Genomic DNA, 13,194 nt, shown 5'->3' with positions numbered 1-13,194 from the left:
TGTAAATTACATAACGATCAGAATTCCAGATGCCCCGGCGTACGCGGGAAGGGAATCACGTCGCGGATGTTGGTCGCGCCGGTGGCCATCATCAGAAAGCGCTCGAAGCCCATGCCGAAACCGGCGTGGGGCACGGTCCCGAAGCGGCGGGTATCCAGGTACCACCAGTATGCGTCCCGGCTCAGTCCCTGCTCGTCCATGCGATCCGTCAGGATGTTCAGCCGTTCCTCGCGCTGGCTTCCCCCCACCAGTTCCCCCACCCGGGGCACGAGCAGGTCCATGGCGGCCACGGTTTCGCCGTCGTCGTTCAGGCGCATGTAGAAAGGCTTGATGGTCCGCGGATAGCCGTGCACCATGACCGGCTGCTTGAAGTGTTCCTCGGCCAGGAAGCGTTCGTGTTCAGTTTGCAGGTCTGATCCGAAAATCACCTGGAATTCAAAATCACGTCGGCTCTCCTCAAGTATATCGATGGCTTGGGCATAGGATATCCGGGCAAAGGGCTTGGCCAGAAGGATTTCCAGATCGGCAAGCAGGGTCTTGTCCACGAATTTTCCGAACAGTTCCAGGTCGTCCGGGCAGTGCGCCATGACATGCCGGACCATGGATTTGGTCAGTTCCTCCGCCAGATCCATATTGTCGCCCAGATCGCCAAAGGTGAACTCCGGCTCGATCATCCAGAATTCAGCGGCATGACGGGGCGTATTCGAGTTCTCCGCCCGGAAGGTGGGACCGAAGGTATAGACCATGCCCAGTGCGCAGGCATACAGTTCCGCTTCCAGTTGCCCGGAAACGGTCAGATTGGCCTGCCTGCCGAAAAAATCCTCGGCGCAGGGATCGGAACCGGGCACCGGCTTGTGGTCCAGGGGCAGACTGGTCACGCGGAACATCTCCCCGGCTCCTTCGCAATCCGAACCGGTGATGATGGGCGAGTGCAGATGCCAGAATCCGCGTTCACGAAAGAACGCGTGCACGGCAAAAGCCGCTTCGGAGCGAATCCGGGCCATGGCCCCGTACTTGTTGGTCCTGGGCCGCAGATGAGCGATGGTCCGCAAAAATTCATCGGAATGCCGCTTCTTTTGCAGGGGATATGTTTCCTGGTCGGCCAAGCCGATCAGCGAGACCCTTGTCGCCTGCACTTCCCAATTCTGCCCCGCGGCCGGTGAAGCCACGTGTCTGCCGTGAATCTCCACGGAGGCGCCGTTGTTCACGTCCTTGAACGACTGCTCCGCCGCGGCATGATCCATGACCACCTGAATATTTTTCAGGCAGGAACCGTCGTTGATCTCCAGAAAGGAAAACCCTTTCGCGTCCCTTCGGGTACGCACCCAGCCTTGCAGATGAATTTCCCCGAGAGCATTTTCGGTGGTCAGGGCATGATTCACGAATGTACGCATCTTCATCCTCTGTTATGCTTTGCAATTATGACTGCACTGAACATGCAGTCGTTCCATCAAGGACTGATCTCAACAAACTCGAGTTCTCGCCGGTGAAGTCAAGGAGCCGCACCCACGGTCATCATTGACGGAGTCTTCATCTCATGCAAGTGTTTCTTAAAAATCAGCGTCACAGCAACCGTCAGTTTGAACGGAGTGCTCCATCATGCTCACATCCCTTGCCGTCTCGAATTTCTCCATTTTCCAGGAGCTTCACCTTCGCTTCACCGGCGATCTGAACATCATCGTTGGTGAAAACAGTACTGGCAAGAGCCATCTCCTCAAGTTGGCCTATGTTCTTTGCGCGATTCAAAGCGAGAGCTCCGAGACGACGGCTCCCGAGATCCATTACCATCTTGACGAACGGATCGCGGAAAAGCTTGTGGCCGTATTTCGCCCAGATTTTCTCGGAGGGCTGGTGAACCGTTCATCCCTGCGCTCACGTTGCCGGGTCGAGTCCCACTTCATGGAACACAAAGCCCTGGAAAGCAGCCTTGGCTTCAGCTTTGCTCCGAACAGCCGGAAAAAGGTCTCGCTGGAAAGGCACAAGGCTTCCAGATCGTTCAAGTCGCCGGTGATGATGCCGCCCAAGGAAATCCTGACAATTTTCCCGAGTCTGAGCGGATTCCATGATCGCCGGGAACTCTTCCTCGATGAGACATACTATGACTTGAGCCGAAAATTCCTGGCCGGTCCGCTTCAATCCGCCAAACTCGAAGGCTTCGCCCACCTGATCGCAGAACTTGAGTCCATTCTGCAGGGAAAGATCATCCTTGAGCACGGCCGCTTTTACATTCATTCCCGGGACAAAGGCAGACTTGAGGTCGGCCTGTTGGCTGAAGGACTGCGCAAGGTAGCCCAATTGGCCTACCTCCTGCTGAACGGAGCCCTGAGCAAGGGCTGTACCCTGCTTTGGGACGAACCTGACGCAAACCTCAACCCGAAGCTGATCCGCAAAGTGGCCAAGGCCCTGATGATCACTGTCCAGTCCGGAATCCAGGTCGTCATCGCCACGCACAACCTTTTTCTGCTTCGTGAACTGGCTCTTCTGCGCAAAAACTATCCCCTTTCAACTCTTTTCACCGGCCTGGAATGCAACGGGGCCGGAGCCACTGCCCATCAGGCCGATGAACTTGAGGGGCTTCCCAATATCACGGCCCTGGATGAGGAACTGGAACAAAGCGATCGGTACCTGGAGCAGCAACTGGAGTCCGGCACATGATCGAATTCGTCGAAGGCGACTTGCTCTTTCGGTTCGCCAAAGGCATCACCGTGTGCAAGTACGACGAGACAAAGTTTTACCGCGGCACCATGCTCCGAGTCGAAGGGAGCAAGGCCGTGGACTTCATTGTCATTCGCCCGGGATCCGGCCTTCCGGGGGACCTCGTGTTCATAGAAGTCAAGGATTTGAGCGGTCATGAATCCCGCAACCGGGACCGTTTGCTGTCCGGACGTCTGGCATCCGAAGTCGCCCAGAAAGTCCGGGACACCATCTCGGGACTCTTTGCCGCGTGGCGATGGGATGTTCAGGAACTTCGCCCTTTTGCAAGCGCTCTTTTTCACAAGAGCAATCCTTTACGGATCGAGGTCGTTCTTTTCCTGGAAGAGCGCAAAAGCGCATCGCTGCTTTTTCCGTATAAACGTCGGCTTGCGGATCAGATTCAATTGCTGAAGAATAAGTTGCGCCCCTTTCGGGCGGACTGTAAAATCTACAACAGCAAAACGTTGCCCAGCAGTTACGGCTGGAAGGGCGTGCGTCGCGCTCCCCCCCACCGCGAGTAGGAATGGCGAGCAGCCCCGATTTTGTGAACGGACAAAAAGTCTGCACTCCCTCCGCGATGATGACGCAAAATAAAGCCTTAAGCCACTCAAGTCGGAACTGTCTTGACAGTAAGGGCTTTTCGGTTGTAACAAATTTCACGAGGCATGTATTTCAAAAGCTTCAAGCCTTTGGATCCATGTTTGCAGCTAGGGGGGCCATTATGACCGGATCCACCGCTCTTTGGTCGGATACATGTCGGTTGACGGTTCCCTTCTTATTGTGACGAACCACCCTAAACCCTTCGAGGAGGCAGAACAATGGCGAAACACAAGACCCCGTTGTTGGACGAGCTGGAAAAGGGACCATGGCCCAGCTTTGTTTCCGACATCAAACGGGAAGCGGAGTCAAGGGCGAAGAACGTCAACAACGTTGAGTACCAAATTCCCGTGGATGTCTGTGAAGATCTGCTCGGCGTGCTGGAACTCTCTTACACTGACGGAGAGACCCACTGGAAACACGGCGGCATCGTCGGCGTTTTCGGATACGGCGGCGGCGTTATCGGCCGGTATTGCGACCAGCCGGACCAGTTCCCCGGGGTCGCGCATTTCCACACCGTACGCGTCAACCAGCCTTCCGGGTTTTACTACTCCACGGATTTTCTGAAGCAGCTCTGCGATCTGTGGGAATTCCGCGGCAGCGGCCTGACCAACATGCACGGCTCCACCGGCGACATCGTCTGGCTCGGCACCACCACCCCGCAGTTGGAAGAAATCTTCTACGAGCTGACCCACAAGCTGGACACCGACCTCGGCGGTTCCGGATCCAACCTGCGTACGCCAGCGTCTTGTCTCGGCATGTCCCGCTGTCAATACTCCTGTATTGACGCTCAGGATCTGTGTCACGACCTGACCAACGAATACCAGGACTTCCTGCACCGTCCCGCCTTCCCGTACAAGTTCAAGTTCAAGGTCGACGGCTGTCCCAACGGCTGCGTGGCCTCCATCGCCCGCTCCGACCTTGCCTTCATCGGCCTCTGGAAGGACAACATCCGCATCGATCAGGAAGCGGTCAAGGCCTACATCGGCGGCGAGATCAAGCCCAATGCCGGCGCTCACGCGGGCCGCGACTGGGGCAAGTTCGACATCCAGAAGGAAGTCCTCGATCTCTGCCCCACCGAGTGTATGTGGATGGAAGGCAACACCTTGAAAATCAATGACAAGGAATGCAACCATTGCATGCACTGCATCAATGCCATGCCCCGCGCTCTGAGGATCGGCGAGGAAACCGGTTGCGCCATGCTTCTGGGCGCAAAGGCCCCGATTCTGGACGGCGCACAGATGGGCACGCTGATCGTCCCCTTCATCAAGTGTGAAGCTCCGTACACGGAAATCAAGGACCTGATCGAGAAGCTCTTCGAGTTCTGGATGGAAGAAGGCAAGAACCGCGAGCGTGTCGGCGAGACCATGAAGCGTGTCGGCCTGTACAAGATCCTGCAGGTCATGGAACTGGACGTTGACGTGCGAGTTGTTCAGGAACCTCGGACCAACCCCTACATCTTCTGGAAGGAAGAGGAAGTGCCGGGTGGCTGGGACAGGAAGATCGAAGACTACAGAAGCCGACACAAAATGTAACGAGCCCAGGAGGTATCAAAAATGGCATTCATTTCCTCAGGATACGATCCGAAACAGCCGATGAAGGATCGGATCACGGATATCGGCCCCCGGCACTATCAAGATTTCTTGCCGCCGGTACTCAAGAACAACTACGGCAAATGGCTGTACCATGAGATTCTCGAGCCCGGGATTCTGATGCACAAGGCCGAGAGCGGCGATGAAGTCTACACGATCCGGGTTGGTTCTCCCCGCCTCATGGGCGTGCAGACCATTCGGGAAATCTGCGAAATCGCCGACAAGCACTGCGGTGGTCATGTCCGCTGGACAACCCGCCACAATGTCGAATTCATGGTGGACAGCAAGGACAAGGTCGGTCCGCTGAAAGAAGACCTGCTCAGCCGCAAGCATGAGGCCGGCAGCTACAAGTTCCCCATCGGCGGCACCGGCGCCGGCGTGACCAACATCATCCACACCCAGGGCTGGGTTCACTGTCACACCGCTGCATCGGACGCTTCCGGCACAGTCAAGGCCGTGATGGATGATCTCTTTGAAGAGTTCACCAGCATGCGCTTGCCCGCGCCGTTGCGCTTGTCCATGGCCTGCTGCGTCAATATGTGCGGCGCCGTGCACTGCTCGGACATCGGCTTCGTGGGATACCACCGCAAGCCTCCGATCATTGACCACCACACCCTGGACAACATCTGCGAAATTCCGTTGGCCGTGGCCGCCTGTCCCACCGCCGCCATCCGCCCGACCAAGGTGGACCTGCCTGACGGAACCAAAGTCAATTCCGTGGCCATCAAGAACGAGCGCTGCATGTTCTGCGGCAACTGCTACACCATGTGCCCCGCTCTGCCCCTTTCCGACGGTGCAGGCGGCGACGGCTTGATCATCATGGTCGGCGGCAAGGTTTCCAACCGCCGCAGCAATCCGAAGTTCTCCAAGGTCGTCGTGGACTTCGTGCCCAATGAGCCGCCGCGCTGGCCCACGCTGGTCAAGAAGGTCCACCAGATCGTCGACGCCTACTCCAAGGGCGCCCGCAAGTACGAGCGCCTGGGCGAATGGGCCGAGCGCATCGGCTGGGAACGCTTCTTCGAAGTTTGCGACCTGGAATTCACCTGGCACTTGATCGACGATTTCCGTGATCCTGCGTACGAAACCTGGCGCCAGACAACGAACTTCAAGTTCTAATCAACCTTCATTGCTGCCCGGGGCCACCCCGGGCAGCACACTTTGAGGAGTCTCACATGGATGAAGCAGCTGCAAAACAGGCCATTATTGATGGTATGAAGTCCAAAAAAAACAAATCCAAGTTCTATTTCAAGGATTTGACTGCCATGGTTCCGGAGATGAAAACATTGCAGACCAAAAAGCTTCTCGGCCAGATGGTCAATGAGGAAATTCTGGAATACTGGTCCAGTGGAAGCACCACATTTTACGGCCTCAAAGGCGTTGGCAAACAGCAAGCCGGTGAGGGCGAATAGAGCTCCTTTCGGGGGTTCCCATTATATCAGGTGTGCCAGAACATAGCCGGGATGTCGCGGATCGAGGTCCTCTGATCACTCGATTTGCAACGCCATGAAGCTTGGCCGGCTGATTATTTTGGGAGTCCCTTTTTTTATTCTCACTGCCCCCCCTTTATTTTCCAACTTCCACCCCCAGCATCGACACCATCCGTGAGTACGACTCCTCGCCTGATTTTAGCCGGTCTCAGCGGGGGAGCAGGCAAGACCATCATTTCCCTTGGCTTGTGCCGCGGCCTGGTTGACTCCGGTTTGCGGGTCAAACCCTTCAAAAAGGGACCGGACTACATCGACGCCGCGTGGCTCGGGCTGGCGGCACGACGGGAAGCGTCCAATCTCGATCCCTTTCTCATGTCCACGGATGCGCTGATGGGTCTGTATCGGAAAGGCGCAGCAGGCGTGGACATGTCCCTTGTTGAAGGCAATAGAGGTCTTTTCGACGGCAAGGATGTCAGCGGGACCTATTCAACGGCCGAACTGGCGAAACTGATCCAGGCGCCGGTTGTGCTCATCGTGAACTGCACCAAGATGACCCGGACCGTGGTTGCGATGATCCTTGGGTGTCGCGCTTTCGAGCCCAGCCTTCATCTTGCCGGCGTGATCCTGAACCGGACCGCCGGAACACGACACAAGACCATATTGCGCCAATGCATCGAGGAGTATACCGATGTGCCCGTGATCGGCATTTTGCCGAAAATCAAACCGGATCCCATTCCGGAACGGCATATGGGCCTGGTATCGGATCAGGAGTGCTCGGAAGCAGAAGCCACGCTGAATCACCTTGCGCAAATTGCCCGGGACTGCATCGACCTTGACGCCATCCGCGACATAGCGGCCAAAGCACCTCCGCTTGCCCTTCCCCAGCCTCTTGTGGATTCCTCGAATACTGCCGGAAAGAATTTTTCGCCAACCGGAAGTTCAGGAACATGCTCCTCCCCCGATTCTCGAAAAAACCATGGACACAAGGTGCGCATCGGCGTGATCCGGGATGCCGCTTTGTGGTTTTATTACCAGGAAAATCTTGAAGAACTCCGCCAGGAAGGCGTGGAACTCGTGGAACTCAGCCTGCTTTCGCCCAGCCCCTGGCCTGAGATTCATGGTCTGTATCTCGGAGGAGGTTTTCCGGAAACCCAGGCCGCCCAGTTGTCTGAAAACATTTTCATCCGCCGGGAGGTGTCGCGACTGGCCCAGGCAGGGCTTCCCATTTATGCGGAATGCGGCGGCTTCATGTATCTTGGCGAGAGCCTCGTGTATCAAGATGCCCTCTACCCCATGGCCGGAGTCTTTCCCCTGCGGACGATGCTGTGCGCCAAACCCCAGGGACTGGGCTACACCGTTGCCCGCGTGATCCGCCCCAATCCGTTTCACCCGGTTGGACTGGAGTTTACCGGCCACGAATTTCATTATTCGAGGTGCGTGACCCCGCTTCAACCAGACATGCAATTTGCCCTTGAGATGAAGCGTGGGTGCGGCATGGATCAAAACAGGGACGGTCTCATCTTCAAGAACACCTTCGCGTGCTATACGCATTTGCATGCACTCGGCGTTCCCACGTGGGCTGGAAATTTTATTGCCGCCGCGCGTTCCTACCAGCAAGAAAACACAAAATCGCCGGGTAACTTCGCAGCAGAATAATTACACTTCGGCAAGACCGCGAAATGGTCATGTCGTTTCTGACTGGATACCGGCGATGGCTTCCAGAGCCAGGTCGGCGATGCGATAGGTCTGCAATCTGTCATTACGGTACAGGGCAACCTGGTGCGCATCCTCGGTCAAATTCTCCAAAATGGGCACGTGCTGCGCATTGCCCACGCTGCCAAGTCCCCATGCGCCCACGGCTCGGTCCAGCGGATCGTCCTTGGTCGCGATTTCTGAAAAGGTGGTCAGGCCCTGTTCCATAAGCTCCGGCCGCACCTCGGCCAGGCGAGCCATTCCCCAGTAGGCGCCCCAACGCAGGGGAGCGTGGTCGAGGTAGATGCCGTCCCCGGAAACCGGCTCCTGGGCGTATGCAGTCAATATCCTGTTGAACTCGCGGGCAAGAGCCGGGCTGCGGGCCAAAGTTTCGCCCATGGATTCGGGAGCGCCCCAGCCAACCGCTCCGGACTCCTCGTTCAGATTCCACATCAGTCGACGCATGATCACTCTCGCCGATTCCATATCCTGTTCAGCGAGATCTGCGGTGACGACTCCGAATGCCGATACGGCACGCCACTTCAAAAGCGGTTCTGGCGCCAGAAGCAGGGAGAACAACGGTCCCAGAAGCTTGCGCCGGGGCAGGTCGAAATACGTGCTCAGCTTCTCCTGCCAGTCATCCTGCACCAGAAAGGATGAGAATTCCTTTTTGAGCGTCCTGAATTCGGCCATGAAGAAGCTCCTTTTCTCGCAACTACTCAGCTTCAGAGCGGGATAAGTTTGGTTTTCAGTAACTACTCAGCTCATCGAGAAAATCGGACTGGATACCGGCCTTCGCCGGTATGACTGAACTTGGAAAGGATGTGGTATGATACGTCATTCCGGCGAAAGCCGGAATCCAGCTCTGGCGAGTGACCACAGAGTATGTGCTAAATAGTTACGTTTTTCATAAACTTGTGGCACCATGACCTGGATTCCCGCCTTCGCGGGAATGACTTGTTATTCAATCCGTCGCCGGATTAGTCATACCCGCGAATGCGGGCATCCAGTGCTCTTTTTCTCGGATGTGCTGAATAGTCACCTTTTCACAAAAGATAATCAGCGATGAGCCTCAAGCATTTGTCGAAACTCCGGTTTCACCTCGAAGCCGTTTTCGATGGCCTTGTCCATGTTCTCCAAAGCCTGCTGATACTTGCCCTGCTCATAATAACATAAGGCAAGATTGTTGAGTGCCGGTGCAAATCTGGGCTCGATCTTCAAAGCACGCTCACAATGGTCGATGGACTTGTCGTATTGCTCCAGTGCATAATACACGCTGGCAAGGGTGGTATGGGCCTGCACGAACTTCGGCTGCAGCGAAACGGCCTGGAGAAGGGGTTCCAAGGCTTTATCCGGCTCGCCGAGCTGGAGGTAGACGAATCCGATGTTTCCATAGGGGATGGGAAATTTCGGACGAACTTCCGCGGCCTTTTTGTTGAAGTACAGGCAGCCCTCCAGATCGCCCTGATACATCCGAATGCCGCCGATCTGCACATAGGCTTCAGCCATGGTCGGTGAACATTCTACGGCCGCAAAGAACTCGTTCTCGGCCTCCTGCCAGTTTCGCTGCGCCAGATAGGCTACGCCCAGGTTGAAATGCGAATTCGCGCAACTGGGATTCTGTTCGAGTATTTCCTTTTTCTGGCGAATATATTTTTCCGTTTTGTCAATATCAGTCATTGCCTCTCCATGTAGAATTTCAAAAAATGTAACTATTCAGCATGCTGCTGCCGTGCGGAGTTTGACATCGCCGTCGGTATCGGGATCGGGATCGGAAGCGGAAGCGAAACCATGCGAAGTGCTCCTCAACGTTTTCAAAACCGATTCCGATTCCGATTCCGACTCCGACCCTGAGTGTCGAAGGCAGATCGCACAACGTGTGCTGAGCAGTTACCAAAAATTTATCCATTTCGGCGGAATATCCATGGCTAAACCGCGAGTATCAATATCCCGCTGTCCGCCTTGGGCGGTCATCCGTCATTCTCAGGCTGTCGCTCAATCGCGCCTGAATGTCCTTTGATCCTGGACGTCGATATGATGTTGCGTCTGGTGCTGATACCATTGAGCGAACTCGTACATGGCCACATACCGTTCATCATTGTCCATCAGGCCCATGCACATGTCCAGCACCGCCTTGGCATAGACGTTGGAATAGTGTTCTTCCTTTCGTTGCTGCAAAAACCCCATTGCCATGGCCCGGGCAGTCTTGTCGGTGCTGAATTTGCGCATATCGAGAGGATCGTTGGGCTTCTGGAACGGGTCCCATTTATCGTACCCGACTTTTTGGACAAAAGTCTTGGCCCGTTCCGAAAGGCTTTCGTAGATTGCCTTTTTCTGCGCTTCCTGCTCGTTCATTTCTGACATGGACCGCAACTCCCTGAACCTTTTGATTCCGAATCGCAGCCGCAGGAACCACCGGAAGGTGAATCGCAACCTCCGGATCCGCATGCGCCTGAACCGCACCCGGACTTGCTGATCCCGAGATACTCGTCGTCATATACGGTGAGCAGGGCCATTGAGGGTGGGACGAGCATGTCTCCCATATGGGGATACTTGGTACTCAGACTTTGAACCAACTCCAGGCTCAAGGCCGCAAGCATCTGGTGAATCTTTTCAATCTGAACCGCGGGGTATTGAACACCGGGTTCGAATTTTGACAGCGTGCAGGTTCTGGCCTTGGAATTGATTTCCTGCGGAATGCCGTACAACCTGCAGGTAATGGGTCTGAACTGGTACAAGTCGCATCTGTCCTGGGAATTCAATAACGGACAACGAACCCGCTTGCGTGCGAAGTCCTCGAGGATTTCATCCGTCTCCACTCCTTCCCGCTGACTCTTGTAAGCCTGAAACTTCAGCTTGTAAGCAGCCCGATCGGCTTGATCCGCCTTGGCCAGGATTTGCGTCTTGGTCTCCCTGGGCAGAACCCCATGGAAGTGGTGATTCAGGTACAACGCCTCGATCAAGGGCAAATCGAACATGGCGTGACAGCAATCGCTGCAACCCTGCTCACATATTACGCATTGAGGGTACTTCTCCTTCACGGTGTCGAATATCTTGTCAACGCTCTGCAGGAGTTGTTCGTATTTTTTAAAAAAAGGTGAAAAATCCGGAGGCATGCAGTGCTCCTAAAAACGCCAAAAGGAGGAAAATCCTCCTTTTGGCGATAGTCAAAAAAATGAAAAAAACTAGACTTCTTCTACAGTGAGTGCATTTGTCTCACAGACTTCGATGCAGGACTCGCAACCGAGGCACTCTTCCTCGTTCACGGCAACGGCTTTTCCGTCTTGAAGTTCATAAACTTCGGTAGGGCAAACATCGACACACTCGCCATCACCTGTACACTTGTCGACATCAACGGTGATTTTCCAACCCATTTTCTACCTCCAGTTTGAATAAGATCTGCCCCTGACATCCGGAGCAGGTTGTTGTGCGGAGTTTCACCCCCGTGCCACGGGCAAGGTTGTCACAAAACAGAAACAAAAATGCCCATCCTCAGATAAACAATGGAAATTCTTAGCTAGGCGAACATGCTAAAAAGATGCCCATCATCCGTTCGCTACCCTGAACGACCAGACATTCTTTAGATGTTTAAGACCGTATGTCAAGAGTGAGGCAAAGCATTTTCGGCATTGAAATATGGCCGGTCTTACGCACTCGCCGAAGCACTTTATGTTGAGATAGCGGTATCTATTCAGCAATCCGCGAAAAAATCTGGATAGCGATAGCGCCGGCCTTCGCCGGTATGACTGTATAGATGCAGCTTGCCACGATAAGTCATTCCGGCGAAAGCCGGAATCCAGTGCAGGTGAATGACCACCCTCCGGATGAACTGAATAGTTACAGATAGCGAATGTATGTGATGCAACCGTTGGAATCTCTCAAGGACATGATGCGGTTCAATTACCGGGCACGATGTTCGTGTTGAGGAACCAACATGAAGAAATTCGAACATTGGCAAAATCAGTTGAATAAACAACTACCCGCCGCAACCGAAGCTGCGGCGGGTAGGTATCAGCGCAGGTCAGCCTGGTTCGCGTTACGATGCAGCTTCACGCTGGACCGACAGGGCAACCTTGTAGAGCACCGTCAGGATCAGCAGGCCGATGGCATAAATGCCCACGGTGATGAAGAATTCAGGGATGGTCGGCCAGTATTCAGTATAGGTCTTGAACGGATTGGGAACAAAGCCGCCTATGATCAGGGCAAGGCCCTTGTCGATCCAGCCGGCGACGAAGACCATGATCAAGGCGATGGTCAACGTCGTCTGGTTTTTGCGGGTGGCGGGAATAATCAGCAGGGCCAACGCCACCACGGCCAGGAAGACAAAGTTCCACATCCAGGGCATCAACATCTGACCGCCGACTCCGCCGTAGAGGTAGTCGAAAGTCAGCATCTTGCCCGGATACTGGCTGTAGTATGCCGAAAACACCTTGAGCAGGAGCATGAACAGATTGATGGCCCAGGCATATGCAATGACCTTGGCCATGGTTTGAATGGCCTCCTGTGGAATGACCAAGCCGGCGACACGTCGGACAATAAAGAGCAGCAGCAAAAGCAGAGCCGGCCCTGCAGCGAAAGCCGAAGCCAGGAAGCTGGCGGCCATCAACGAATCAAACCAGAAGTATCTTCCGGGCAACCCGGCATACAGGAAGGCCGTGACCGTATGGATGCTCACGGCCCAGGGGATGGACACGATGATCAGGAACTTGACCCAGCCCGCGGGGCGAATGCCTTTTTTCATGGCCTGCAGCACGGACCAGCCAATGACCAGGTTCAGGAACAGATAGCCGTTCAAGACGACCATGTCCCAGAACAGAATGGAATTGGGCGTGGGGTACAGTACCACGTTCATCAGTCGTTGCGGCTGACCAAGGTCCACCACGACGAACAAGAGACAGACGATAACCGCTGACACGGCCAGAAATTCGCCGAAGATGACCAGCTGGCTGTATGCCTTGTAGTTGTGCAGATAGTAGGGCAGGACCAGCATGACCGCGGAGGCGGCGATGCCGACCATGTACGTCAACTGTCCAATGTACAGTCCCCACGATACGTCGCGGCTCAGACCGGTGACCGTAAGCCCGTGCTGCAACTGATAGATATAGAACCCGAACCCGATGCCGATGAACACCAGGAGCGTGGCAATCCACCCCCAGTAAGCCTTATTGCCCTGAAGCGCTTTTTCCAACATA

General features: G+C 55.1%; 13 protein-coding genes. 6 read left to right on the top strand and 7 right to left on the bottom strand.

Annotation, left to right across the window (positions count from 1 at the left end):
• Positions 1 to 17: 17 nt before the first annotated feature.
• Positions 18 to 1,394, bottom strand: a complete 1,377-nt coding sequence (asnS, locus tag ACYQ15_RS03065) for an asparagine--tRNA ligase (RefSeq protein WP_459936055.1) — start codon at positions 1,392 to 1,394, stop codon at positions 18 to 20.
• 205 nt (positions 1,395 to 1,599) lie between these two features.
• Between asnS and ACYQ15_RS03060 the strand changes: the two genes are divergently transcribed.
• From ACYQ15_RS03060 to ACYQ15_RS03035, 6 genes are all read left to right on the top strand, one after another.
• Positions 1,600 to 2,655, top strand: a complete 1,056-nt coding sequence (locus tag ACYQ15_RS03060; RefSeq protein ID WP_459936054.1) for an AAA family ATPase — start codon at positions 1,600 to 1,602, stop codon at positions 2,653 to 2,655.
• On the top strand, positions 2,652 to 3,215 hold the full coding sequence (locus tag ACYQ15_RS03055) for a hypothetical protein (RefSeq protein WP_459936053.1): 564 nt from the start codon (positions 2,652 to 2,654) through the stop codon (positions 3,213 to 3,215). Before ACYQ15_RS03060 ends, ACYQ15_RS03055 begins: the two co-directional genes overlap by 4 nt.
• Before the next feature lie 297 nt (positions 3,216 to 3,512).
• Positions 3,513 to 4,826, top strand: a complete 1,314-nt coding sequence (dsrA, locus tag ACYQ15_RS03050) for a dissimilatory-type sulfite reductase subunit alpha (RefSeq protein WP_459936052.1) — start codon at positions 3,513 to 3,515, stop codon at positions 4,824 to 4,826.
• A 21-nt stretch (positions 4,827 to 4,847) separates the two neighbouring features.
• Positions 4,848 to 5,999, top strand: a complete 1,152-nt coding sequence (gene dsrB / locus ACYQ15_RS03045) for a dissimilatory-type sulfite reductase subunit beta (protein ID WP_459936051.1) — start codon at positions 4,848 to 4,850, stop codon at positions 5,997 to 5,999.
• Positions 6,000 to 6,055: 56 nt separating this feature from the next.
• On the top strand, positions 6,056 to 6,292 hold the full coding sequence (locus ACYQ15_RS03040; RefSeq protein WP_459936050.1) for a dissimilatory sulfite reductase D family protein: 237 nt from the start codon (positions 6,056 to 6,058) through the stop codon (positions 6,290 to 6,292).
• Between the two features lie 192 nt (positions 6,293 to 6,484).
• Positions 6,485 to 7,966, top strand: a complete 1,482-nt coding sequence (locus ACYQ15_RS03035; protein WP_459936049.1) for a cobyrinic acid a,c-diamide synthase CobB — start codon at positions 6,485 to 6,487, stop codon at positions 7,964 to 7,966.
• Between the two features lie 27 nt (positions 7,967 to 7,993).
• Here the strand turns inward: ACYQ15_RS03035 and ACYQ15_RS03030 are convergent, their stop codons facing one another.
• The 6 genes from ACYQ15_RS03030 to dsrP form a co-directional block, all read right to left on the bottom strand.
• A complete protein-coding gene (locus ACYQ15_RS03030) occupies positions 7,994 to 8,695 on the bottom strand; it encodes a DVU0298 family protein (RefSeq protein WP_459936048.1) in 702 nt (233 codons plus the stop codon).
• 366 nt (positions 8,696 to 9,061) lie between these two features.
• Positions 9,062 to 9,682 carry a tetratricopeptide repeat protein gene (locus tag ACYQ15_RS03025; RefSeq protein ID WP_459936047.1) on the bottom strand — a complete coding sequence of 207 codons (621 nt, stop codon included), beginning with the start codon at positions 9,680 to 9,682 and terminating at the stop codon, positions 9,062 to 9,064.
• A gap of 315 nt (positions 9,683 to 9,997) precedes the next feature.
• On the bottom strand, positions 9,998 to 10,366 hold the full coding sequence (locus tag ACYQ15_RS03020; protein WP_459936046.1) for a hypothetical protein: 369 nt from the start codon (positions 10,364 to 10,366) through the stop codon (positions 9,998 to 10,000).
• Positions 10,354 to 11,118, bottom strand: a complete 765-nt coding sequence (locus ACYQ15_RS03015; protein ID WP_459936045.1) for a YkgJ family cysteine cluster protein — start codon at positions 11,116 to 11,118, stop codon at positions 10,354 to 10,356. Before ACYQ15_RS03015 ends, ACYQ15_RS03020 begins: the two co-directional genes overlap by 13 nt.
• A gap of 69 nt (positions 11,119 to 11,187) precedes the next feature.
• A complete protein-coding gene (locus ACYQ15_RS03010; protein ID WP_092120790.1) occupies positions 11,188 to 11,376 on the bottom strand; it encodes a ferredoxin in 189 nt (62 codons plus the stop codon).
• Positions 11,377 to 12,038: 662 nt separating this feature from the next.
• Complete coding sequence (gene dsrP / locus ACYQ15_RS03005) at positions 12,039 to 13,193, bottom strand: sulfate reduction electron transfer complex DsrMKJOP subunit DsrP (RefSeq protein ID WP_459936044.1); 1,155 nt, start codon at positions 13,191 to 13,193, stop codon at positions 12,039 to 12,041.
• Position 13,194 lies beyond the last annotated feature (1 nt).

The organism is Desulfonatronum parangueonense (genome assembly GCF_054656975.1).
This window is presented reverse-complemented; position numbering and strand designations above follow the sequence as displayed.